This window comes from Cellulomonas sp. HZM (assembly GCF_000708885.1).
Lineage (GTDB): Bacteria > Actinomycetota > Actinomycetes > Actinomycetales > Cellulomonadaceae > Cellulomonas.
Genome location: NZ_JEOE01000001.1, coordinates 227917 through 250883 on the forward strand (window position 1 = coordinate 227917; position 22967 = coordinate 250883).

General features: G+C 71.5%; 21 protein-coding genes and 1 tRNA gene. 6 read left to right on the forward strand and 16 right to left on the reverse strand.

Annotated elements, in window-relative coordinates:
- Positions 1 to 34 precede the first annotated feature (34 nt).
- Complete coding sequence (locus tag AW16_RS0101150) at positions 35 to 1315, forward strand: hypothetical protein (protein ID WP_029287415.1); 1281 nt, start codon at positions 35 to 37, stop codon at positions 1313 to 1315.
- Between the two features lie 36 nt (positions 1316 to 1351).
- On the opposite strand, the gene AW16_RS0101155 is transcribed toward AW16_RS0101150, so the two are convergent.
- Together AW16_RS0101155 and AW16_RS0101160 are read right to left on the reverse strand one after the other, a co-directional pair.
- On the reverse strand, positions 1352 to 2509 hold the full coding sequence (locus tag AW16_RS0101155) for an acyl-CoA dehydrogenase family protein (protein WP_029287417.1): 1158 nt from the start codon (positions 2507 to 2509) through the stop codon (positions 1352 to 1354).
- The gene (locus AW16_RS0101160) at positions 2509 to 3345 is read right to left on the reverse strand and encodes an aldo/keto reductase (RefSeq protein ID WP_029287419.1); all 837 of its coding nucleotides are present in this window, start codon (positions 3343 to 3345) and stop codon (positions 2509 to 2511) included. Before AW16_RS0101160 ends, AW16_RS0101155 begins: the two co-directional genes overlap by 1 nt.
- Positions 3346 to 3384: 39 nt before the next feature.
- Here AW16_RS0101160 and AW16_RS0101165 point away from each other — a divergent pair, with 39 nt between their 5' ends.
- On the forward strand, positions 3385 to 3675 hold the full coding sequence (locus AW16_RS0101165) for a YciI family protein (protein WP_029287421.1): 291 nt from the start codon (positions 3385 to 3387) through the stop codon (positions 3673 to 3675).
- Here the strand turns inward: AW16_RS0101165 and AW16_RS0101170 are convergent.
- From AW16_RS0101170 to AW16_RS0101200, 7 genes are all read right to left on the reverse strand, one after another.
- Positions 3647 to 4657, reverse strand: coding sequence for a TerC family protein (locus AW16_RS0101170; RefSeq protein ID WP_029287423.1), 1011 nt, complete (start codon positions 4655 to 4657; stop codon positions 3647 to 3649). The two genes, AW16_RS0101165 and AW16_RS0101170, sit on opposite strands and share 29 nt — an antisense overlap.
- 166 nt (positions 4658 to 4823) lie before the next feature.
- A complete protein-coding gene (locus tag AW16_RS0101175; protein WP_029287425.1) occupies positions 4824 to 5252 on the reverse strand; it encodes a VOC family protein in 429 nt (142 codons plus the stop codon).
- Positions 5253 to 5269: 17 nt separating this feature from the next.
- Complete coding sequence (uvrB, locus tag AW16_RS0101180) at positions 5270 to 7375, reverse strand: excinuclease ABC subunit UvrB (RefSeq protein ID WP_029287427.1); 2106 nt, start codon at positions 7373 to 7375, stop codon at positions 5270 to 5272.
- 59 nt (positions 7376 to 7434) lie between these two features.
- Entirely contained in the window at positions 7435 to 7845 is a 411-nt protein-coding gene (locus AW16_RS0101185; protein WP_029287429.1) for a hypothetical protein, read from the reverse strand.
- 169 nt (positions 7846 to 8014) lie between these two features.
- Positions 8015 to 8644, reverse strand: coding sequence for a dephospho-CoA kinase (gene coaE / locus AW16_RS0101190; protein ID WP_029287431.1), 630 nt, complete (start codon positions 8642 to 8644; stop codon positions 8015 to 8017).
- A 113-nt stretch (positions 8645 to 8757) separates the two neighbouring features.
- Positions 8758 to 10227: a 30S ribosomal protein S1 gene (gene rpsA / locus AW16_RS0101195; protein WP_029287433.1), complete on the reverse strand. Its 1470-nt coding sequence runs from the start codon at positions 10225 to 10227 to the stop codon at positions 8758 to 8760.
- 244 nt (positions 10228 to 10471) lie between these two features.
- The gene (locus AW16_RS0101200) at positions 10472 to 11497 is read right to left on the reverse strand and encodes a 6-phosphofructokinase (protein ID WP_029287435.1); all 1026 of its coding nucleotides are present in this window, start codon (positions 11495 to 11497) and stop codon (positions 10472 to 10474) included.
- A 150-nt stretch (positions 11498 to 11647) separates the two neighbouring features.
- Between AW16_RS0101200 and AW16_RS0101205 the strand changes: the two genes are divergently transcribed.
- Positions 11648 to 12472, forward strand: a complete 825-nt coding sequence (locus AW16_RS0101205; RefSeq protein WP_029287437.1) for a class I SAM-dependent methyltransferase — start codon at positions 11648 to 11650, stop codon at positions 12470 to 12472.
- Between the two features lie 99 nt (positions 12473 to 12571).
- Here the strand turns inward: AW16_RS0101205 and AW16_RS0101210 are convergent, their stop codons facing one another.
- From AW16_RS0101210 to polA, 3 genes are all read right to left on the reverse strand, one after another.
- Entirely contained in the window at positions 12572 to 14221 is a 1650-nt protein-coding gene (locus tag AW16_RS0101210; protein WP_029287439.1) for a cation acetate symporter, read from the reverse strand.
- A complete protein-coding gene (locus AW16_RS0101215; protein WP_029287440.1) occupies positions 14218 to 14601 on the reverse strand; it encodes a DUF485 domain-containing protein in 384 nt (127 codons plus the stop codon). The genes AW16_RS0101210 and AW16_RS0101215 overlap by 4 nt, the downstream gene beginning before the upstream one ends.
- Before the next feature lie 130 nt (positions 14602 to 14731).
- Positions 14732 to 17389, reverse strand: a complete 2658-nt coding sequence (gene polA / locus AW16_RS0101220) for a DNA polymerase I (protein ID WP_231495921.1) — start codon at positions 17387 to 17389, stop codon at positions 14732 to 14734.
- 66 nt (positions 17390 to 17455) lie between these two features.
- On the opposite strand from polA, the gene AW16_RS0101225 reads away from it, so the two are divergent.
- Entirely contained in the window at positions 17456 to 17863 is a 408-nt protein-coding gene (locus AW16_RS0101225; protein WP_029287444.1) for a hotdog fold thioesterase, read from the forward strand.
- On the opposite strand, the gene AW16_RS0101230 is transcribed toward AW16_RS0101225, so the two are convergent.
- A complete protein-coding gene (locus AW16_RS0101230; protein ID WP_029287446.1) occupies positions 17782 to 18462 on the reverse strand; it encodes a GNAT family N-acetyltransferase in 681 nt (226 codons plus the stop codon). The genes AW16_RS0101225 and AW16_RS0101230 overlap by 82 nt on opposite strands.
- Before the next feature lie 243 nt (positions 18463 to 18705).
- Here AW16_RS0101230 and AW16_RS0101235 point away from each other — a divergent pair, with 243 nt between their 5' ends.
- Positions 18706 to 19470, forward strand: a complete 765-nt coding sequence (locus tag AW16_RS0101235) for an endonuclease/exonuclease/phosphatase family protein (protein ID WP_029287448.1) — start codon at positions 18706 to 18708, stop codon at positions 19468 to 19470.
- A gap of 26 nt (positions 19471 to 19496) precedes the next feature.
- Here the strand turns inward: AW16_RS0101235 and AW16_RS0101240 are convergent, their stop codons facing one another.
- Positions 19497 to 20168 (reverse strand): ANTAR domain-containing response regulator, encoded by a 672-nt coding sequence (locus tag AW16_RS0101240; protein WP_029287450.1) that lies wholly within the window; start codon positions 20166 to 20168, stop codon positions 19497 to 19499.
- Between the two features lie 114 nt (positions 20169 to 20282).
- A tRNA-Leu gene (locus tag AW16_RS0101245) sits at positions 20283 to 20356 on the reverse strand.
- Between the two features lie 112 nt (positions 20357 to 20468).
- Between AW16_RS0101245 and AW16_RS0101250 the strand changes: the two genes are divergently transcribed.
- The gene (locus tag AW16_RS0101250) at positions 20469 to 21452 is read left to right on the forward strand and encodes a magnesium transporter CorA family protein (protein WP_029287452.1); all 984 of its coding nucleotides are present in this window, start codon (positions 20469 to 20471) and stop codon (positions 21450 to 21452) included.
- A 73-nt stretch (positions 21453 to 21525) separates the two neighbouring features.
- Here the strand turns inward: AW16_RS0101250 and pyk are convergent, their stop codons facing one another.
- Positions 21526 to 22956: a pyruvate kinase gene (gene pyk, locus AW16_RS0101255; protein ID WP_029287454.1), complete on the reverse strand. Its 1431-nt coding sequence runs from the start codon at positions 22954 to 22956 to the stop codon at positions 21526 to 21528.
- Between the last annotated feature and the right edge of the window lie 11 nt (positions 22957 to 22967).

Here is a 22967-nt window from a genome sequence, read left to right on the forward strand (position 1 = left end):
CTGGTGAACCCCGCGGCGCGATACCGTCCGCGGCATGCTGCTGATCCGCGCCGACCACGACGCCGTCCTCGCGGCCGCGCGCAGCCTGGCCTGCGACGCCGTCGTCGGGCCGACGGACGCGCGCGGCTGGACGACGGTCTACGCCGACGCGGAGCACGAGCTCGCTGCGCGGTTCGAGACCTGGGTGAGTCTCGACGACGAGACGTCGGAACCCTCGGTGCGTGTGCACGACCGAGAGGACGACGCCCAGGGCACGTGGGGCGACGCGGGCCACGAGACGTGGGCCGCCACGCAGGGCCGGCACCGCGTGGCACAGCTGCTCGTCGCTCTCCTCGCGACGGCCGGCGCCGTCGGCACAGGACAGGGCACAGGCAAGGGCACAGCCGGGGGCACAGCCGACGACCCGGCGGTCGACCTCGTGGCCGAGGCGCTGGTCGACGTGGTCGAGCACGGAGACGTCGGGGGGCTCGCCGCCGTGCTCGCGCTCCCCGAGATCGAACCTGCGGCCCCGGCGCACGCTCTCGTCGCCGTCCGCTCCCGGGAGCAGTACGTCCGCGTCGCCGCCATGATCGCCGGCCCGGCACGGATGGTCGACGCAGGTCGGGGATGGTGGGTGCTGGCGCCCGACGGGCCGAACGAGCCGGAGCACGAGGACCGCGCATGGGAGCTCGCCTGGTCGGTCGCCGCGGCCGTCGGTCGTCACGACGCAGTGCTCTACGTCTGCTCGTCGGGACGCGAACGGGTCGCGCACCTCATGTCCCGCGGTGGGCCGCGTGAGGTCGCTGCCTGGGACGCGTCGTGGGAACGCAGCGTCGACGACTCGGCCGAGCGCTACGCGGCGCTGGTCGCCCGTCTCGGCGAGGCTGAGCACCCCTCGCACACCCGCGCGCTGCTGCGGCGCCGCTCGGCGGCGGACGGGCTCGGGGAGCTCTGCGCGCTGCTCGGGGTCCCGCGCCTGGTGGCGGAGCTGGCCGACGAGCCCGCGGGGTTCGGGGCCGGAGAGCTCGTCGAGCGCTCCGGAGCCCGCCGGGCGTGGTGGACGGCGGTGCGCACCGCGAGCGCGGCCGGTCCGGAACGGCCGGCCTGGCTGCGCCTGCTCGTCGCATGCCTCGGGATGGTCGTCGAGGGTGCCGTGGCCGCGTTCCTGGTCGCGATGGCCGTGACCGACGGCGCGTTCGCCGACGCGTCTCCGCTGTCGAGGTCGGACGTCTGGTTCATCGGGGTCGCCGGGCCCGTCGCGCTCGCCGCGCTCGCGTGGTGCACCGTGCTCGCGGTGCGTGCCGTGCGCGACCTGCGACGGACGAGCTCGTCGTGACCGTGCCCGAGCGAGACGGGACCGGTCCGACGTCGCTCACGCGTCGAGCGGTCCGAGCACCGAGGCAGCGACCGTTGCGTGCGCCGACTCGTCGTCCGACGGGTGGTAGATGCCGGCGAGCACGTCCCGGTACAGCCGCACCAGCTCGCTCCCCGACGAGTACCCGCCGCCGCCCGCCACGCGCAGCGCGAGGTCCACGACGACCCGCGCCGACTCCGTCGCCCGCACCTTGAGCCCGACGAGCTGCGCGAACCAACGTGCGCCGTGGTCCACGCGCTCGTCGACGTCGCGCGCGAGCGCGAACACCTGCAGTTCGGCACCGTCCTGCACGAGGGCGGCGTCGGCGACCTTCCACCGGATGTCGGGATCCTGCGAGTACGCGCGCCCCTCGAACTTGAACGAGGTCCTGCGGCGCGTCGCGTCGGCGCCGAGCTCGAGGGCCCGGCGACCGATGCCCGTGTACACCGCACCGAGCAGGATCTCGAAGACCGCGAAGAGCGCGAACACGAACGGGTCGGCGCTCGGTCCGGGCGGCAGCGCCCGGTACACGTGCTCGGGCCGCGCGTACGCCCCGTCGAGCACGGTCGAGCACGACTGCGTCGCGCGCATGCCGAGCGTGTCCCAGTCGTCCTTCGTCGTCGTCCCGTCGCGGCCCACGACGGCGTGCACGAGCCGCGGTCCGTCGGGGTGCTGCTCGTCGAGACCGAACGTGGCCAGTCGCGTCCACACCGGTGAGAGCGACGTGAAGATCTTCGTGCCGTGGAAGCGGTAACCGCCCTCGTCGTCGCGTTCCGCACGCGTCCGCGAGCCGAACATGACGAGGTCGTTGCCCGCCTCCGAGTTGCCGAACGCGAAGACCTCTCCGGCCGCGGCCTCGTCGAGCACGAACGCGACCGACTCGTCGCCCCGCGCGACGAGCAGCGCCGCGAGCCCCGTCACGACGAGGTGCATGTTCACCGCCAGTGCCGTCGCCGGCGCGGCCGCCGCGAGCCGCACCTGCTCACGCGCCACCTCCTCGAGCGTGAGCCCCGCGCCGCCGCGGTCGGACGGCACGAACGCGCCGAGGTACCCGGCCTGGGTCAGCTCACGGAGGTCGTCGTGCGGGAACGTGTTCTCGCGGTCGTGCGTCGCGGCGCGGTCGTGGATGCGCTCGAGCAGGTCGTCGGTCAGGAGCGTGCGCAGGGTGCGGGGCATCAGTTCACCTCGTCGGGATGGGAGCCGGAGCGCCGGCCGCGGTCGAGCGCCGCGATGCGCTCGTGGTCGTCGGACGTCAGCGCGAGGTCGAGCGCTCTCAGGTTGGACCGGATGCGCTCGGGCGTCACCGACTTGGGGATCACCGCGACCCCGAGGTCCAGGTGCCAGCGGAGCACCACCTGCGCCGGGGTAGCGGCGTGCCGGCGCGCCACCTCGACGATCGTCGGGTCCCGCAGCACGTCGCCGCGCCCGAGCGGCGACCACGCCTGCGTCACGATCCCTCGTTCGGCGTGGTACGCCCGCAGGTCCCGCTGCTGCAGGTAGGGGTGCAGCTCGACCTGGTTGAGCACGGGGACCTCGCCGGAGTCGTCGATCACCCGGTCGAGGTGCGAGCGCTGGAAGTTCGAGACGCCGGCCGAGCGCACCGCGCCCTCGGAACGGAGCTCGAGGAGGCTGCGCCAGGTCTCCGTGTACAGGTCCCGCGCGGGACACGGCCAGTGGATGAGGTAGAGGTCCGGCACGCCGAGGCCCAGGCGGTCGACCGACGCCTCGAGGGCTGCGCGCGCACGCGGGCGTCCGTGCGCGTCGTTCCACAGCTTCGTCGTCACGTGCACCTCGTCACGGCGCAGCCCGCTCGCGCGCACCGCTCGCCCGACGCCCGACTCGTTGCCGTACAGCGTCGCGGTGTCGACGAGCCGGTAGCCGGCCTCCAGCGCGGTGCGGACGGCGGGCTCGGCCGCCGCGTCATCGACCTTGTACACCCCGAACCCGATCGCGGGGATGCTCGTGCCGTCTGCCAGGGTGATCCGTGGCTGCTCGGTGGGCGGGGTGGTCACCGTCCCACTGTGCCACCCCGCGTCGGGCAGGATGCCCCCATGAGCACCTACGCCGTCCGCTACACCTACGACGAGCGCGTCGACGTGCGCGACGCCGTCCGCCCGGCCCACCGCGCCTACCTGGCCGAGCTCGCCGACCGCGGCCTCCTGCTCGGCTCCGGACCGTGGGCCGACGAGCCCGCGGGGGCCTTGCTCGTCCTCGAGGCCGCCGACGAGGCGGCCATCGACGCCCTGCTCGACGACGACCCGTTCCAGCGCGAGGGCCTCGTCGCCGCGACCGACGTCCGGCCGTGGTCGATCGTCATCGGCCCGTGGGCGGCGGGTCGCTGACCTCCGCGCGCCGGCCGCGCGTTGCCACGAGGCTCGCGACCGTCGCCACGGTCAACGTCCCCAGGATGACCGTGAGCGACATCCAGATCGGGATCTCCGGCGCCCACTCGACGGGGTGACCGCCGTTCACGAACGGCAGCTCGTTGACGTGCAGCGCGTGCAGCACCAGCTTCACGCCGATGAAGCCGAGGATCACCGAAAGCCCCTGCGAGAGGTAGACCAGTCGGTCGAGCAGCCCGCCGATGAGGAAGTAGAGCTGCCGCAGGCCGAGCAGTGCGAACGCGTTCGCGGTGAACACGATGTAGGGCTCGCTCGTCAGGCCGTAGATCGCGGGGATGGAGTCGAGCGCGAACAGCACGTCCGTCGCGCCGATCGCCACCATGACGACGAGCATCGGGGTGAGCACGCGCCTGCCGTCCACACGCACGCTGAGGCGGTCGCCGTGGTACTCGTCGGTCGTCGGAAGGACGCGCCTGAACACGCGCACGACGAGGCCGTCGCCCTGGTCCGGGTCCGGGATCTCCTGGTGGTGCTCGCGCGCCAGCTTCACGGCCGTGTACACGAGGAACGCCCCGAACACGTAGAACACCCACGAGAACTGCTCGATCGCGGCGGCCCCGGCGAGGATGAACACCGTGCGCAGCACGAGCGCGATCGCGACGCCGACGAGCAGCACCTTCTGCTGCAGCTCCCGCGGCACGGCGAACCTCGTCATGATGATGAGGAACACGAACAGGTTGTCGACCGACAGGCTCTTCTCGGTGACGTACCCCGCGAAGTACTCGCCACCGCTGCCCCAGCCCCACACCAGGCCGACGACGACGCCGAACACGAGCGCCAGGGCGATGTAGAAGACCGACCAGCGCGCCGACTCACGGAACGTGGGCGCGTGCGGGGTGCGGACGTGCGCGAAGAAGTCGAGCACGATGAGTCCGACGACGCCGGCTGCCGTCGCGAGCCAGACCCAGACGGGGATGTCCATGTGATGCCTCCGGTACAGGTGTGCTGCAGTACCGAAGGTCTCCCCCACCGCGGATCACGGCCGGCAGCCCCGGACCCGGGTCGATCCGGGCCGTGATGACGATGCTGCCGATTGCGGGGTACTCCCCTTCAACCGGGCGACACGATACGGGACGAAGGTCCAGGTGTCACTGCACGCAGAACTCGTTGCCCTCGGGGTCCTGCATGACCGTCCAGAACGAGCCCAGCTCCTCGAACTCGGCTCCTGCCGTGGCCCCGAGGGCGACCAGCTCGGCGACACGCGCGCGTACGACCTCGCGGCGGGTCTCCGGCGGCAGGCCCGCCCCGACGTTCACGTCGAGGTGCACCCGGTTCTTCGAGGTCTTGGCCTCCGGGACCTTCTGGAAGAACACGCGGGGTCCGACGCCGTCGGGGTCGACGACGGCGTACGCGGTGTCACGCTGGTCCATCGGCACGTTCATCGCGTCGAGAGCCTCGTCCCACGTCGCGAACCCGTCCGGAGGGGAGTCCTCGACGTAGCCGAGCGCGCTCGCCCAGAAGGCTCCGAGCGTGGGCGGGCTCGCCGCGTCGAACGTGATCTGAATGCCGAACGCCATGTCGACTCCCCTCGCGGTCAGGCCGTCGCGGCCTGCATCTGCCGAAGCTCCTTCTTGAGCCCCGAGATCTCGTCCCGCAGACGCGCGGCGAGCTCGAACTGGAGCTCGCCGGCGGCCGCGTGCATCTGGTCCGTCAGCTCCTGGATGAGCGTCGCGAGCTCGCCGGCCGCGGCGCCCGTGAGGCGCGTGCGCTCGTCGCGCGGAGCTCCCTTGGAGCCGAAGCCCGGGACGGGTGCCTTGCCGCGGCTCGTCTGGCGGCCGCCGCCGCCCAGCAGCTCGGCGGTGTCCGCGTCCTCGCGCGCGAGCAGGTCGGTGATGTCGCCGATCTTCTTGCGCAGCGGCGTCGGGTCGATGCCCCGTTCGGCGTTGTAGGCGATCTGCTTCTCGCGGCGTCGGTTGGTCTCGTCGATCGCGAGCTCCATCGCGGGCGTCATCTTGTCCGCGTACATGTGCACCTGGCCGGACACGTTGCGCGCCGCGCGCCCGATCGTCTGGATGAGCGACTTTCCCGACCGCAGGAAGCCCTCCTTGTCCGCGTCGAGGATCGCGACGAGCGACACCTCGGGCAGGTCGAGCCCCTCACGCAGCAGGTTGATGCCCACCAGCACGTCGTACTCGCCCAGACGCAGCTCCCGGAGCAGCTCGACGCGCCGCAGCGTGTCGACCTCCGAGTGCAGGTAGCGCACCCGCACGCCCTTCTCGAGGAAGTAGTCGGTGAGATCTTCCGCCATCTTCTTCGTCAACGTCGTCACCAGGACGCGCTCGTCGCGCTCCACGCGGTCGTGGATCTCGCCGAGCAGGTCGTCGATCTGGCCCTTCGTCGGCTTCACCACGACCTCCGGGTCGATCAGACCGGTCGGGCGGATGATCTGCTCGACGACACCGTCGGCCATCGACAGCTCGTAGTCCCCCGGTGTCGCCGACAGGTACACGGTCTGACCGATGCGCTCGACGAACTCCTCCCAGCGCAGCGGTCGGTTGTCGGTGGCGCTCGGGAGACGGAACCCGTGCTCCACGAGCGCGCGCTTGCGGCTCGTGTCGCCCTCGAACATCGCGCCGATCTGCGGCACCGTCACGTGCGACTCGTCGATGACGAGCAGGAAGTCCTCGGGGAAGAAGTCGAGCAGCGTGTTGGGCGCGGACCCCGCCGTGCGGCCGTCGATGTGGCGGGAGTAGTTCTCGATCCCCGAGCACGAGCCGATCTGGCGCATCATCTCGATGTCGTACGTCGTCCGCATGCGCAGCCGCTGCGCCTCGAGGAGCTTGTTCTGCCGCTCGAGCTCGGCGAGGCGCTGCTCGAGCTCGGCCTCGATGCCCGTGATCGCGCGCTCCATGCGCTCGGGGCCTGCGACGTAGTGGGTCGCGGGGAAGATCATCATCTGCTGCTCGGAGCGCACCACGTCGCCCGTCAGGGGGTGCAGCGTCGCGATGGCCTCGATCTCGTCGCCGAAGAACTCGATGCGGATCGCGAGCTCCTCGTACATCGGGATGATCTCGACCGTGTCCCCGCGCACCCGGAACGTCCCGCGCGTGAACGCGAGGTCGTTGCGCGTGTACTGCATCTGCACGAACCGCCTCAGCAGCTGGTCGCGGTCGACCTGGTCGCCCACGTTCAGCGTCACCATGCGGTCGACGTACTCCTGGGGCGTGCCCAGGCCGTAGATGCAGGACACCGACGCGACCACGACGACGTCGCGACGCGTCAGCAGCGACGACGTCGCCGAGTGGCGCAGCCGCTCGACCTCGTCGTTGATCGACGAGTCCTTCTCGATGTAGGTGTCCGTCTGCGCGATGTACGCCTCGGGCTGGTAGTAGTCGTAGTACGACACGAAGTACTCGACCGCGTTGTTGGGCAGCAGCTCACGGAACTCGGTCGCGAGCTGCGCCGCCAGCGTCTTGTTGGGCGCCATCACGAGCGTCGGACGCTGCACCTGCTCGATCAGCCACGCCGTCGTGGCGGACTTGCCGGTGCCCGTCGCCCCGAGCAGGACGACGTCCTTCTCCCCCGCGCGAAGACGGGCGGTCAGCTCGCCGATCGCCTGGGGCTGGTCCCCCGACGGCTGGAACTCCGAGACGACCTCGAACGGCGCGACCGTTCGCTGCAGGTCCGTGACTGGGCGCATGCCCTCACGCTACGTGCCACCACCGACACGCGTGCTCCTGAGCGCGTCGGCGGCCGGTGTCAGTCGCCGCTGACGAGCGTGACGAGGGCCTGCGGGTCCTCCGCCCGGATGCCCGACACGAGCCAGTCCATGTACGCCTCGTACGCCGAGAACCCGACGAGCTTGCGCTTCGCCATGGGGATGAGGGCCGAGACGCCCCCCTCCTTCGCCTTGAAGCTCGTGATCATCGTGCGACCGTTCGTGCGGCCGAGCGCACGGTCGATGTGCACGCCGAACCGCATCACCTCGTAGCCCTCGATGTGGTCGCGCACCGACAGCTCGACCTCGTAGGTCGAGCGGCTCTCGACGCGCACGCGCCCCGCGTTGTCGTCGACGGACGTCGCGGCCTTCGCCGCGAGCTCGACGACCCGGGCGACGGGCAGGGAGGTCCCCAGCGAGACGGAGGCCCGGGACTGGGCGGGCTTGGCCATGACGTGCTCCTCGATCCACGCGCCGACTACCTCGACGGCACTGTGATGGAGGGCACAGTAACTGACGAGTACGCTCCGATCCACGACCTGGTCCGGATCCTCCGGGTACGTGGTCGACCGCCTGGACCAAGGGCTCACGACAAGCTGCGCAGAACGGGACGGAGCGCCGTCAGGGCGTCTCCGACGCGAGCTCGTCGTCCCGCTCCTCGGCCAGACGGGCCCACAGGTCGTCGACCGCCGCGCGCAGGTCGCCGTCGCTGCCCGTCCCGTCGAGCACGACGTCGGCAGCGGCCAGCCGCTCGTCGTCGCCGGCCTGTGCGCCGACGCGCGCCTCGGCCTCAGCTCGCGCGAGCCCCCGCAGCCGCACCAGCCGCTCCACGCGCAGCAGCGCCGGGGCGTGCACCACGACCAGCACGTGGAAGTCGTCCTGCTGACCGGTCTCGACGAGCAGCGGGATGTCGTGGACCACCACGGCACCGTGGTCCCGCACCGCTGCGGCGGCCTCCCGCTCGGCCGCGAGCCGGCGTACGACCGGGTGCACGATCGCTTCGAGCCGGGAGCGGGCGTCCGCGTCGGCGAACACGAGCGTTCCCAGCGCGACCCGGTCGAGCGTGCCGTCCGCAGCGAGGACGTGCGCGCCGAACGCCTCGACGACCTCGTCGAGCCCCACGCTGCCGGGTGCGACCGCCTCGCGCGCGAGCACGTCCGCGTCGATCACCACGGCACCGAGCTCCGCGAACCGGCCCGCCGCGACCGACTTGCCCGCTGCGATGCCGCCTGTCAGGCCGATGCGTTGCATGTCCCTCATCCTGCCCGAGCGACGGCGGGCGAGCACCTGCGCGCACGCGCTGGGACGACGAAGGGGCCGGCCGCCCGCAGGCGACCGTCCCCTTCGTCAGGGCTGATCAGAGATCAGTTGCCCGTCAGCTTCTCGCGCAGCGCGGCGAGCGCCTCGTCCGACGCGAGCGTGCCCGCGGCGTCCTCGGTGGACGACGAGTACGTCGACGGGGCCGGGACGTTCGCGTCGCCGCTCGCAGCCGCGTCGGCGTCCGCCTTCGCGGCCTCCGAGACCTGCTTGCGGTGCGCCTCCCAGCGCTCGTGGGCGGCCGCGTACTGCGCCTCCCACGTCTCGCGCTGGGACTCGAAGCCCTCGAGCCACTCGTTCGTCGACGGGTCGAAGCCCTCGGGGTACTTGTAGTTGCCCGCCTCGTCGTACTCCGCCGCCATGCCGTACAGCGCGGGGTCGAAGTCCTCCGACTCGGGGTCGAAGCCCTCGTTCGCCTGCTTGAGCGACAGCGAGATGCGGCGACGCTCCAGGTCGATGTCGATGACCTTGACGAACACGTCGTCGCCGACCTGGACGACCTGCTCCGGGATCTCGACGTGGCGCACGGCCAGCTCCGAGATGTGCACGAGGCCCTCGATGCCGTCCTCGACGCGCACGAACGCACCGAACGGGACGAGCTTGGTGACCTTGCCGGGGACGACCTGGCCGATGGCGTGCGTCCGGGCGAACGCCTGCCATGGGTCCTCCTGCGTCGCCTTCAGCGACAGGGAGACGCGCTCGCGGTCGAAGTCGACGTCGAGCACCTCGACCGTGACCTCCTGGCCGACCTCGACGACCTCGGACGGGTGGTCGATGTGCTTCCACGACAGCTCGGAGACGTGCACGAGGCCGTCCACTCCACCGAGGTCGACGAACGCACCGAAGTTGACGATCGACGACACGACACCGGGGCGCACCTGGCCCTTCTGGAGCGTCTGCAGGAAGGTCGAGCGGACCTCCGACTGCGTCTGCTCGAGCCACGCGCGGCGCGACAGGACCACGTTGTTGCGGTTCTTGTCGAGCTCGATGATCTTGGCCTCGATCTCCTTGCCGACGTACGGCTGGAGGTCGCGCACACGACGCATCTCGACGAGCGAGGCGGGCAGGAAGCCGCGCAGGCCGATGTCGAGGATGAGGCCGCCCTTGACGACCTCGATGACGGTGCCGGTGACGACGCCGTCCTCCTCCTTGACCTTCTCGATCGTGCCCCAGGCGCGCTCGTACTGGGCGCGCTTCTTCGACAGGATCAGGCGGCCTTCCTTGTCCTCCTTCTGGAGGACCAGGGCCTCGACCTCGTCGCCGACCTTGACGACCTCACCGGGGTCCACGTCGTGCTTGATGGACAGCTCGCGGGAGGGGATGACGCCCTCGGTCTTGTAGCCGATGTCGAGCAGGACCTCGTCGCGGTCGACCTTGACGATGGTGCCCTCGACGATGTCGCCATCGTTGAAGTACTTGATGGTGGCGTCGATCGCGGCGAGGAAGTCCTCGGCCGAACCGATGTCGTTGACCGCGACCTGCGGGGTGGCGGGCTTCGCGGGGGTGGAGATGCTCATGTAGGGATGGGCTCCGATGCGGACAGGATGTTGTACGGACATGTGGGTGGGCCGACGCTGATCAGTGATCGGTTCCCGCCCCGGCTCGTGGTCGAGCCCGGGCATGAGGGAGCGCGACGAAGAAGGCGCGCGGCACCGCCGTCCACCCTACCTGCGCTCCGAGGGGCCGGTCAAAGCGCCCGAGACCGCCATGACGGCGCCCGACACCGCCCAATGACGGCCCGACGACGGCCCGGGCACGAGGTCACGCGAGCGCGCGCGCGACCTGGAGGAGCTCGTCGGGCACGTGCTTGACCTTGCCCGCGATCTCCCCCAGCGGGACGAGCTCGACGCGGTCGCCGCGCAGGGCCGTCATCACGCCGGTCTCGCCGCGTGTGATCGCGTCGATCGCCGCCACGCCGAACCGCGACCCGAGGATGCGGTCCGCCGCCGTCGGGGTCCCGCCGCGCTGCACGTGGCCGAGCACGGTCACGCGCGTGTCGAAGCCCGTGCGCTGCTCGATCTCGGACTTGAGCCGCTCGCCGACCGCGCCCGCGACGATCTCGCCGAACTTGCCGACCTGCGTCTCGTAGCTCATCGACGTGCCCTCGGCGGGCACCGCGCCCTCGGCGACCACGACGATCGAGAAGCTCGCGTGCGCGCGGTGACGGTGCTTGAGGAAGCGCTCGATGCGGTCGATGTCGAACGGCGCCTCGGGCGCGAGCACGAGCTCGGCGCCACCCGCGATGCCCGACGCCGCGGCGATCCAGCCGGCGTGCCGACCCATCACCTCGACGACCATCACGCGGTTGTGGCTCTCCGCCGTGGTGTGGATCCGGTCGATCGCCTCGGTCGCGATCGTGACCGCGGTGTCGAAGCCGATCGACGCGTCGGTCCCCCACACGTCGTTGTCGATCGTCTTGGGGATCGCGACGATGCGCACACCGGCCTCGGCGACCTTGCTCGCGGCGTGCAGCGTCCCGTCGCCGCCGATGCATATGAGCGCCTCGATCCGCTCCGCCTCGAGCGTCGCGAGCACGGCGTCCAGCCCGCCGTCCGCCGCGTGCGGGTGGTAGCGCGCGGTGCCCAGGAGCGTCCCGCCCACCTGCAGCACGTTGCGGATGTGCTGGCGGGTCATCGGCTGCACGTCGCCGTCGACGACCCCCTTCCAGCCGTTGCGGAAGCCGACGATCGAATGACCGTGCTCCCCCTCCCCGTGCTTCACGACCGCACGGATCGCGGCGTTGAGGCCGGGGACGTCGCCGCCGCCCGTGAGCAGTCCGACTCGCACTGGGTGCACTCCTTGAGGTGATGGTCAGGGTTCCGGTGCGCATCGTCGGGCAGCCGTACGGCCAGCCTAGCCAGCGCAGACGCGTGCCGACTGCGCCCTCGGTCCCAGACGCGCACCTGGTCCGGACGCGGACGCGGCACACTGGCGCACGTGGACGAGACGGACCGCGAGACGGACGACGAGATCGCCGAGGTCGGTTACCTGGACGTACCCGACGAGGCCGGCGGCCGGGCGGGACGCGGCTGGTGGGACGCCAACGCGCACGAGTACCTGGACGAGCACGGCGAGTTCCTCGGACCGGCCGACTTCGTGTGGTGCCCGGAGGGGGTCCGCGAGGCGGAGGTACAGCTGCTCGGCGACGTCGTCGGCCGGGACGTGCTCGAGGTGGGCGCGGGCGCCGCACAGTGCTCGCGGTGGCTCGTCGGTCGCGGCGCCCGCGCGGTCGCCACGGACGTGTCGCTGTCCATGCTCGAAGCCGGGCGCGGGTACGACGAGCGGACGGGGGTGCGGGTGCCCGTCGTCGTCGCCGACGCCCGCGCGCTGCCGTTCCCCGACCGTTCGTTCGACGTCGCGTTCACGTCGTTCGGCGCCATCCCCTTCGTCCCCGACGCCGACGCCGTCCACGCCGAGGTCGCCCGCGTCCTGCGCCCGGGCGGACGCTGGGTGTTCTCCGTGACGCACCCGCTGCGGTGGGCTTTCCCCGACGACCCGTCCGAGCACGGCCTGACCGCGAACCGCGCGTACTTCGACCGTCGGCCGTACGTCGAGCTCGCAGCCTCGGGCGCCGTCCTGTACGCCGAGTACCACCGAACGCTCGGCGACCACGTGGCCGACCTCGTCGGTGCCGGGTTCGTCCTCGAGCGGCTCGTCGAGCCCGAGTGGCCCGCCGGGCACGACCGCGTGTGGGGCGGCTGGGGGCCGGTGCGCGGCGCCTACCTGCCGGGCACGGCGACCTTCGTGTGCCGCCTGACGTGAGCGATGCGTCCGCCGACCTGCTCGACCCACGCCGGACCTACGCAGGACCAGAGCTGACGACGGGTGCCGACGAGGACCGCCGGCACCCGTCGACGTGCCTCAGTGCACGACCGCCTTCTCCGACCCGGCCCCGGTCAGCGAGCGGACCTCCATCTCGGCGTACCGCTCCGGGCTGGACTTCTCCTTGCTGATCAGCGTCCCGACGATCCCCAGCACGAAGGCGAGCGGGATCGTGATGAGGCCCGGGTTCTCGAGCGAGATCAGGTGGAAGTCGACACCGGTGTCCTTGATCATCGACAGGCTGTCGCCCGTCTTGGGGTCGACCTTGCCCGAGACCACGGGCGAGAACGTGATGAGCACGAGGCACGAGATCAAGCCACCCCACATGCTCCACAACGCACCCGACGTGTTGAACCTCTTCCAGAACAGCGAGCAGAGGATCGTCGGGAGGTTCGCGCTCGCGGCGACCGCGAACGCCAGGGCGACGAGGAACGCGACGTTCTGCCCGTTGGCGAAGATGCCACCGACGATCGCGAGCACGCCGATCGCGACGACCGTGATGCGGGCGACCCGCACCTCGCCGTCGGGCCGCACCTGGCCCTTCTTGATGACCGACGCGTAGATGTCGTGCGCGAAGGACGTCGCCGCCGTGATCGTCAGGCCGGCGACCACGGCCAGGATCGTCGCGAACGCGATCGCCGAGATGAGCGCGAGCAGCACGGTCCCGCCCAGCTCGTACGCCAGCAGCGGTGCCGCGGAGTTCTGACCGCCCGGCGCCGCCTTGATCTTGTCCGGCCCGACGAGGGCGCCGGCGCCGTACCCGAGCACGAGCGTGAACAGGTAGAAGATGCCGATGAGCCAGATCGCCCACACCACCGAACGCCGCGCCTCCTTGGCCGACGGCACGGTGTAGAAGCGCATGAGCACGTGCGGGAGCCCGGCCGTGCCGAGCACCAGCGCGAGCGCGAGCGACAGGAAGTTGAGCTGGCTCATGGCCGTCGCGCCGTACTGCTTGCCCGGCCCGACGAGCGCCTCGCCGCCCTCGCCGGCGGTGTCGACGGCCCCCTGGATGACGTCGGACAGGCTGAACCCGTACTTCGCCAGGACCCACAGCGTCATGACGCCCGCACCCACGATGAGCAGCACGGCCTTGATGATCTGCACCCACGTGGTGCCTTTCATCCCTCCGACGAGGACGTACAGGATCATCAGCGCGCCCACGACGGCGATGACGACTCCCTGGGCCGCCGTCCCCTCGATGCCGAGCAGCAGGGCCACGAGCCCGCCGGCGCCGGCCATCTGCGCCAGGAGGTAGAAGAAGACCACCGCGAGCGTCGACAGCGCGGCGACCATGCGCACCGGCCGCTCCTTGAGCCGGAACGACAGCACGTCGGCCATCGTGAAGCGGCCCGTGTTGCGCAGCAGCTCCGCGACGAGCAGCAGCGCGACGAGCCACGCCACGAGGAACCCGATCGAGTACAGGAACCCGTCGTAGCCGTTGAGCGCGATCGCGCCGCAGATGCCGAGGAACGAGGCCGCTGACAGGTAGTCGCCCGCGATCGCGGTGCCGTTCTGCGGGCCCGTGAACGAGCGGCCCGCGGCGTAGTAGTCGGCCGCGGTCTTGTTGTTGCGGGACGCGCGGAACACCACGACGAGCGTGACCAGCACGAACGCGCCGAAGATCGTGATGTTGAGGGCCGGGTCGCCGATCTTCTCGGTCGCGTCGGCCGCGACGACGAGCGCGTTCACGCGGCGTCACCGCCCGTCGGGCCCGAGGTCGGGTCCGAGCCGCCGTCGACCACGCCCTGCTCGATGTGCAGGCGCAGCCGCTCGGCCACCGGGTCCTGGCGGTTGTTGGCCCACCGGGCGTAGACCATCGTGATTGCGAACGTCGAGACGAACTGCCCGAGCCCGAGCAGCAGACCGACCGTGATGTTGCCCCAGACCTTCGTGGCCATGAAGTCGTGCGCGTAGTCCGCAAGCAGGACGTAGACGAAGTACCAGACGAGGAACAACGCGGTCATGGGGAAGACGAATCTGCGGAACCTGCGCTTGAGGTCCTGGAACTCGTCGCTGCGCTGGACTCGCTGGTAGTCGGTCTCGATGCTGCCGCCGGTCGTGTCGGTCATGCCGCCTCCGCAGGTGAGCCGTGGCCCCATTGCCACGAGCACCTACTGTGGCGCACCCCACAGGTCGGACATTGCCGACACACCGGTCATGTCCAGGTTCGACGACCGCGCGCCGATGCGACCTGCGTGCTCAGTGCCCCGCCTCGTGCCAGCTCGAGCCCACGCCGACGCTCACGTCGAGCGGCACCGACAGCGGTCCGCCCGGCAGGCCGTCCCCCGCGGCTCCCATCTGTGCGCGGACGAGCTCCTCGACCTGGTCGCGCTCGCCCGGAGCCACCTCGAGAACCAGCTCGTCGTGCACCTGCAGGAGCATCCGCGACCGCAGCCCACCCGTGCGCAGCTCGCGCTCCACCCCGAGCATCGCGAGCTTGATCAGATCGGCGGCGCTGCCCTGGATCGGCGCGTTGAGCGCCATCCGCTCGGCGGCCTCACGTCGCTGCCGGTTGTCGCTCGTGAGGTCGGGCAGGTACCGGCGGCGGTCGAGCACGGTCGCCGTGTACCCCGTCGCACGCGCCTGGTCGACCACGCCCGTGAGGTAGTCACGCACGCCGCCGAACCGCTCGAAGTAGTCCGTCATGAGCGCCGACGCCTCGGAGACCTCGATCGAGAGCTGCTGCGACAGCCCGTACGCCGACAGCCCGTACGCGAGGCCGTAGCTCATGGCCTTGATCTTCGAGCGCTGCGCCGCCGTCACCTCCGTGGTCGGCACGCCGAAGACGCGCGAGCCCACGTACGAGTGCAGGTCCTCGCCCGAGCGGAAGGCCTCGATGAGACCGGCGTCGCCCGACAGGTGGGCCATGATCCGCATCTCGATCTGCGAGTAGTCCGCGGTGAGCAGCGTCTCGAACCCGCTGCCGACCACGAACGCACGCCGGATCCGGCGGCCCGCCTCGGTCCGGATCGGGATGTTCTGCAGGTTCGGGTCCGCGGACGAGAGACGTCCCGTCGCGGCGATCGTCTGCTGGAACGTGGTGTGGATCCGGCCGTCCGCCGCGACCGAGCGCTGCAGGCCCTCGACCGTCTGGCGCAGGCGGATCGCGTCGCGGTGCGCGAGCAGGTGCTCGAGGAACGGGTGCTGGGTGCGCGCGAACAGCTCGGTGAGCGCCGCCGCGTCGGTCGTGTACCCGGTCTTGATGCGCTTCGTCTTCGGCATGCCGAGCTGGTCGAACAGCACCTCCTGGAGCTGCTTGGGCGACCCGAGGTTCACCTCGCGCCCGATCACCGCGTACGCCTCGGCCGCGGCGTCCCGCACGGTCGCGTCGAACGAGCGCTCGAGCTCGGTGAGGTGCCCCGCATCGATCGCGATGCCCGTGCGCTCCATGCGTGCGAGCACGGCCTGCAGCGGCAGCTCGAGGTCGACGAGCAGCCCCTGCGCCCCGCGGTCGGCCACCTCGGCGTCGAGCACGTCGGCCAGGTCGCGCACGGCCGCGGCACGCACCGCGGCGCGTCGCCCCTCGTCGGTGCCGTCGAGCTCGAGGTCCAGCGCGCCCTGTCCGGCCGACGACGCGTCGTCCGCGCCCAGCTCACGGTGCAGGTACCCGATCGCAAGGTCCGACAGGTCGTACGCCCTGCGGTCCGGCTGGCACAGGTAGGCGGCGAGCTCGGTGTCCGTCACGACGCCCGCGAGGTCCAGCCCCCGACCGGCCAGTGCGTGCCACGCGACCTTGGCCCCGTGCACCGCCTTGGGACTCGACGTGTCGGCGAGCCATGTCGCCAGCGCGGACTCGTCGTCGGGTGCGATGCGGGCCAGGTCGAACACTGCCGCCTGGCCGTCGCCGTCGGCCAGCGCGATCCCCCACGCGTCGGGTGCGGCGGGCGCTCCGGTGCCGCGCACGTCCACACCGAGCAGCGAGCGCCCACGGCCCTCCAGCCACGCACCGAGGTCGCCGTCTCCCAGGCTCGCGATGTCGAGCGTCGCCGCAGCGACGGCGGCGGGGGCGGCCTCGTCGTCCTCGAGCATCGCGAACAGACGGTCGCGCAGCGTCCGGAACTCGAGCTCGTCGAGGATCGTGTGCAGGGCCTGGCGGTCCCACGGCCGCGCCTCGAGGTGCTCCGGACCCACCGGCAGCTCCAGGTCGCGGACCAGCGCGTTCAGGCGCCGATTGAGCGCGACCTGCTCGAGGTTCGCGCGCAGCGACTCCCCCGCCTTGCCGGGGATCGCCTCGGCCGAGGCCAGCACGCCCTCGAGGCCGTCGAACTGACCGATCCACTTCGCCGCGGTCTTGGGCCCGACCCCCGGGACACCGGGCAGGTTGTCGCTCGTCTCGCCCACGAGCGCCGCGAGATCGGGGTACCGCGCGGGCGGGACGCCGTACTTCGCCTCGACCGCGTCCGGGGTCATGCGTGCGAGCTCGGACACCCCTCGCACCGGGTACAGCACCGTGACGTCGTCCGTGACCAGCTGGAACGCATCGCGGTCGCCCGTGCAGATCAGCACCTGCATGTCCTGCTCAGCCGCGCGCTGCGACAGCGTCGCGAGGATGTCGTCGGCCTCGAACCGCTCCTTCGTGAGCACCGGGACGTGCATGGTCTCCAGGACGCGCTCGATCACGGCGACCTGCCCGCGGAACGGCTCGGGCGTGGACTCGCGCGTGCCCTTGTACTGCTCGTACTCCTCGGTGCGGAACGTGGTGCGGCCGAGGTCGAACGCCACGGCGACGTGCGTGGGCTTCTCGTCCCGCAGCAGGTTGGCGAGCATCGAGACGAACCCGAACACCGCGTTCGTCGGCTGGCCCGACGACGTCGCGAACTTGTCCACCGGCAACGCGAAGAACGCGCGGTACGCCATCGAGTGGCCGTCGATGAGAAGCAGTCGGGCTGGCTGTGCGTCGCTCACGGTGCCAACCTATCTGCCGTGTCCGACACGACCTCACAGCCAGGCCTGCCGCCCGTCGCAGGCACCCTCCTCGAGCGCATGGGCATCGAGATCCTCGAGTGCTCGCCCCAGCGCGCCGTCGCGACGATGCCCGTCGCGGGCAACACCCAGCCGTTCGGTCTGCTGCACGGCGGTGCCTCCGCGGTGCTGGCCGAGACGCTCGGCTCGTACGCCGCGGTGATGCACGCCGGCCCCGGCCGCATGGCGGTGGGCATCGAGCTCAACGCCACGCACCACCGCTCCGCGCGCGAGGGCGTCGTCACCGGGACGGCGAGCGCCGTGCACCTGGGGAGGTCGCTCGCGACCTACCAGGTCGTCGTCGAGGACGCCGACGGGCGCCGCATCTGCACCGCGCGGTTGACCTGCATGGTGATCGACGCGACCTGATCGCCCGACGCGGGGGTGCGCGCCGCTCGTGCCTGCCGCCTGCGTGCGATGAGGTCCTCGAGCCCGCGCGGACCCGACCGCCGGATCGCGCCGGTGGTCGCCGCGGGCTCGTGTGCGAGCCGGCGCTGCAGCGCCGACGTCGTGACCACGCGGTGCGCGGCCGCGGGAGCGAAGCCGAGCTGTGCGAGGAAGCGCTGCATGCCGCGCGAACCCGGCAGCGGCGTCGCGTACACCTCGCTGGCACCCGCGCGGTCCGCCTCGTCGGCGACCGTCGCGAGCAGCAGGTGGCCGAGCCCGCGTCGACGCGCGTCCGGCAGGACGAACACGACCTCCAGGTTGAGGCTCACGACGTCCGTGAAGAGGCTCGGACCGGCGATGCGTGCGAGCAGCATCCCCGCAGGCTCGCCGTCCACGGAACCCACCAGCACGCGGCCCCCCGGGGCACCCAGGAACGCGCCGAGCTGGTCGCGCAGCCGGTCGGCGTCGTCGGTGCACAGCTGCGTGCCGACGCCCGACTCCGAGCGTGCCGCGAGGCACAGCTGGACCAGGGCGTCGAGATCGCCGGGACCTGCAGGGCAGACCTGGACTCCGGGGCGCACGGGCTACCTCCAGACGGGACGAGGGGGATCCGGTCGGGGCGACGCCTCCTCTGCCCACGGTGGCGTCGCTCTCGATCATGGACCAGCACGGCGCCCCTTGCCTAGTCCTACCGGCCAGAAAGGTCACGGCACGGACACGGATTCTGGACATCTGACCGGGAACCGGTCCGCCCCGGCCCGCCAGAGCCGGTCCGCGACGCGGCCCGACGGGCGCCCGCCGGCCGTACGCACCACAATCTGCCCGTGCGCGTCGCGACCTACAACCTCCAGCACGGCCGCTCCACCGTCGACGGACGCGTCGACGTCGCCCGGCTGGCCCGCGCCGTCACCGGCCTCGACGCGGACGTCCTGGCCCTGCAGGAGGTCGACGTCGCACAACGGCGTTCCCGCGGCGCCGACCTCGCACGGGTGGCGCGCATCGCGGCGAACGCGTCCGAGCACAGGTTCGCACCCACGATGCACGGACTCCCCGGGCTGTGGCGCGACGCCGACCCGCGGACCGTGGTGCAGGGCCGCTCGGAGTACGGCGTCGCGCTCGTGTCACGGCTCCCGGTCGACGAATGGCGCGTCGTCCCCCTCCCGCGTCGTCCCGGCGTCACCTGGGTGCGCTGGGGACGCGTGCGGCGCCCTGCGCGCGACGAGCCGCGCGCCGCGATCGCCGCGGTCGTGCGCACGGTGACGGGACCGGTGACGGTCGTCGGCACGCACCTGTCCTGGATGGACGGCTGGAACGAGCACCAGCTGCGGGTGCTGCTCGACGAGACCGCCGACCTGCCGCGCCCGTACGTGCTCATGGGAGACCTCAACCTGCAGCCTGCGGCCGTCGCCCGTGTGACGGGCCTGACCCCGCTCGCGGTGGCGGCGACCTATCCCGTGGGCGCGCCGGTGCGGCAGATCGACCACGTGCTCGGCGACGGGGACGTCCGCGCGGGCGGGCCCGCGGCGTCCGTCGACACCGGCCTGTCCGACCACAACGCACTCGTGGTCGACGTCACGACCGGACCGTGACCGCCGCGACGGGCTCGTGACGCAGGTCAGGACGCGCCGCCGCCGACCTGCTCGATCACGGCGTCGGCGACCTCGCGCATCGTCAGACGACGATCCATCGACGTCTTCTGGATCCACCGGAACGACTCGGGCTCCGACAGCCCCATCTTGCTCATGAGCAGGCCCTTGGCACGGTCCACGCGCTTGCGCGTCTCGAACCGCTCGGCCATGTCGGCCACCTCGGACTCGAGCGCGCTGATCTGCGCGTACCGCGAGATCGCGATCTCGACCGCCGGCAGCAGGTCGGCCGGGCTGAACGGCTTGACCACGTACGCCATGGCACCCGCGTCACGCGCGCGCTCGACGAGCTCGGTCTGCGAGAAGGCGGTGAGCAGCACCACGGGCGCCAGGTGCGCCTTGCCGATCCGCTCCGCGGCCGAGATGCCGTCGAGCACGGGCATCTTGACGTCCATCACGACGACGTCCGGCTTGAGCTCGGTCGCGAGCGCGACCGCCTGCTCGCCGTCGCCGGCCTCCCCCACCACGTCGAACCCGGCGTCGCGCAGGGTCTCGACGACGTCCATCCGGATCAGCGCCTCGTCCTCGGCGACGACGGCGCGCCGCACCGGGCGGGCGGCCTTCGGCTCGTCGTCGGGAAGCGGGGCCGCCGTGGTGACATCGATGTCGTCGGCCTGCTGGGGGGTCTCGTCCTTGGTCACGGGCACAGCCTAACGGGCCGACGTTTCGCGCACGTGCCGTCCGCGCAGGACACGCATGTGAGCCGCCGCACGACGACGTCACCTGCGCGGACACCGCACGCGGAAGGTGCGCAGTGCCCCGAGTGGGACTCGAACCCACACTGGATCGGGTTTGAGCCGATTGCCTCTGCCGATTGGGCTATCGGGGCCCGCGGGCAAGCATACGGTCAGCCCACCGTCAGCCGGGCCCCGCCTCGCACACCCGTCGGCCCTGACCTAACGTCGGCACCATGGAGCCGCGGCCCGCCAGGTGCGCCTGAGATGGACGTCCACGTGCTCCGCCCGGGCGCCGTGAGACAGGCCGAGGCCGACGAGCTGCGCGGCCTTCTCGACGCCGGCGAGGACATCGTCTGGATCGACGTCCCGCACATGGACGACCAGGCGCGCCACGTGCTCGCCGACGTCCTCGGCCTGCACCCGCTCGCCGTGCGGGACCTCGAGGAGCGCAACCGGCTGCCCAAGGTCCACGCCTACCCCGGCGCGCTCCTGCTCGTCGTGCACGCGCCGGAACGCGGTGCGGGAGGTCACGTCCACCACGTCGAGCTGGACCGCGTCGTCGGGCCGACGTGGCTCCTCACCGTGCACGGCCCCACCAACCCAGCCGTCCCGGGGGAGGTAGCGCTGCACGACACGCGCGAGGTGCTCGAACGGATCGCGTCCGGTCGGCTCGCACCGCGGACCCCGCTGGACGTCTCGCACGCGATCGTCTCGACCATGGCCCGCCGCATGGAGCGGTTCGTCGAGGACCTCACGAGCGACGTGTGGGACCTCGAGCAGCGCGTCACGGCGAACACGTACGACGACCCCGAGAAGCTGCTCGACGCACTCTTCCGGACGCGCCACGGGCTGCTGTCGGTGCGCACGATCGCCGTGCAGACCGCCGAGATCTACCGCCGCCTGTCCGGTCTCCCGCACGCGGTGGCGGACGACCAGCATCACCTGGTGACGGACCTCGTCGACCAGTTCGAGCGCATCGCGGGCCTGGCCGGAGCCGAGCGCGACTACCTGCAGGGCGTCATCGAGTTCTACCGCGCGCGCACCGACACGAAGATGACGATCGCCGCCGAGCGCCTCGCGGTCATCGCGGTCGTCACGCTGCCCATCACGGCCCTCGCGTCGGTGCTCGGCATGAACCTCATCGTCAACCAGCACACCGTGGGAGCACCGCTCGCCACGTCGCTGGCAGTGATGCTCGCGATGTCCGGCCTGCTGCTGTGGTGGGCCAAGCGACAGGGCTGGTGGTGACCTGGTCCCACGCTGCGCCGGCACGACGAAGGGCGGGACCGCTCGGTCCCGCCCTTCGTCACGTCACGAGCCGTCAGGCGATGCGGTCGCCCGGGTTGTCGCCGATCTTGTGCACGACGATCGAGTTCGTCGACCCGACGACGCCGACGGGCGCACCGGAGACGACGACGACGTAGTCGCCGTCCTCCGCGAGCCCGTTCGCGCGCAGCGTCTGGTCGACCTGGTTGACCATCGCGTCGGTGCTCTCGACCGAGGGCACCTCGTACGACTGCACGCCCCAGCTCAGCGAGAGCACGTTGCGCACCGCGTGCACCGGCGTGAACGCCAGCAGCGGGATCGACGAGCGCAGGCGCGACATGCGCCGCGCCGAGTCGCCCGACTGCGTGAACGTCACCAGGTACTTCACACCGAGCGTCTCGCCGATCTCGGCCGCTGCACGCGTGATCGCACCGCCGCGCGTGTGCGGCGTGGAGCCCAGGGGCGCGATGCGCTCGCGACCCATCTCCTCCGTCGCCTCGATGATGCGGGCCATCGTGCGCACCGTCTCGATCGGGTACGCGCCGACGCTCGTCTCGCCCGAGAGCATGACCGCGTCCGCGCCGTCGAGCACCGCGTTGGCGCAGTCCGAGGTCTCGGCACGCGTCGGGCGCGGGTTCGTCGTCATCGACTCGAGCACCTGCGTGGCGACGATGACCGGCTTGGCGTTGCGACGAGCGAGCTCGACCGCGCGCTTCTGGACCAGCGGGACCTGCTCGAGCGGCAGCTCGACGCCGAGGTCGCCGCGGGCGACCATGATGCCGTCGAACGAGTCGACGATCTCCGCCAGGTTCTCGACGGCCTGCGGCTTCTCGATCTTGGCGACGACCGGGACGATCCGCCCCTCCTCCTCCATGATCCGGCGCACGCCGTCGTAGTCGGCCGCGTTGCGCACGAACGACAGCGCGATGAAGTCAGCGCCCTGGGCGAGGCCCCAGCGCAGGTCCGCCTCGTCCTTGTCGCTCATGGCGGGCACGGAGACCGCGACGCCCGGCAGGTTCAGGCCCTTGTTGTTCGAGACCGGGCCGGGGACCTCGACGCGCGTCACGACGTCGTTGCCCTTGACCTCGACGACACGCACGAGGACCTTGCCGTCGTCGATGAGGATCGGGTCGCCGGGGCTGACGTCGCCCGTGAGGCCCTTGAACGTCGTCGAGACGCGCTCCTTGGTGCCCTCGACGTCGTCGATCGTGATCGTGAAGATGTCGCCGACGGCGAGGTCGTGCTTGCCCTCGACGAACCGGCCCAGGCGGATCTTCGGGCCCTGGAGGTCGACGAGGACCGCCACCGAGCGGCCCGAGGCCTGCGCGGCGGCGCGCACGTTCGCGATCACCTTGGCGTGCTCGGAGGCCTCACCGTGGCTGCGGTTGATGCGGGCGACGTCCATCCCCGCGTCCACCAGGGCCTGGATCTGCTCGAGGGACTCGGTCGCAGGACCGAGGGTGCAGACGATCTTTGCTCTACGCATGAAGCGAGCCT

Coding starts and splice junctions, on each gene's coding strand:
- rpsA (WP_029287433.1), bottom strand. CDS start 10,227: ATGAGCATCTCCACCCCCGCGAAGCCCGCCACCCCGCAGGTCGCGGTC.
- coaE (WP_029287431.1), bottom strand. CDS start 8,644: ATGCAACGCATCGGCCTGACAGGCGGCATCGCAGCGGGCAAGTCGGTC.
- pyk (WP_029287454.1), bottom strand. CDS start 22,956: ATGCGTAGAGCAAAGATCGTCTGCACCCTCGGTCCTGCGACCGAGTCC.
- AW16_RS0101150 (WP_029287415.1), top strand. CDS start 35: ATGCTGCTGATCCGCGCCGACCACGACGCCGTCCTCGCGGCCGCGCGC.
- AW16_RS0101250 (WP_029287452.1), top strand. CDS start 20,469: ATGGACGTCCACGTGCTCCGCCCGGGCGCCGTGAGACAGGCCGAGGCC.
- polA (WP_231495921.1), bottom strand. CDS start 17,389: ATGGCGTACCGCGCGTTCTTCGCGTTGCCGGTGGACAAGTTCGCGACG.
- AW16_RS0101215 (WP_029287440.1), bottom strand. CDS start 14,601: ATGACCGACACGACCGGCGGCAGCATCGAGACCGACTACCAGCGAGTC.
- AW16_RS0101170 (WP_029287423.1), bottom strand. CDS start 4,657: ATGGACATCCCCGTCTGGGTCTGGCTCGCGACGGCAGCCGGCGTCGTC.
- uvrB (WP_029287427.1), bottom strand. CDS start 7,375: ATGCGCCCAGTCACGGACCTGCAGCGAACGGTCGCGCCGTTCGAGGTC.
- AW16_RS0101175 (WP_029287425.1), bottom strand. CDS start 5,252: ATGGCGTTCGGCATTCAGATCACGTTCGACGCGGCGAGCCCGCCCACG.
- AW16_RS0101155 (WP_029287417.1), bottom strand. CDS start 2,509: ATGCCCCGCACCCTGCGCACGCTCCTGACCGACGACCTGCTCGAGCGC.
- AW16_RS0101165 (WP_029287421.1), top strand. CDS start 3,385: ATGAGCACCTACGCCGTCCGCTACACCTACGACGAGCGCGTCGACGTG.
- AW16_RS0101185 (WP_029287429.1), bottom strand. CDS start 7,845: ATGGCCAAGCCCGCCCAGTCCCGGGCCTCCGTCTCGCTGGGGACCTCC.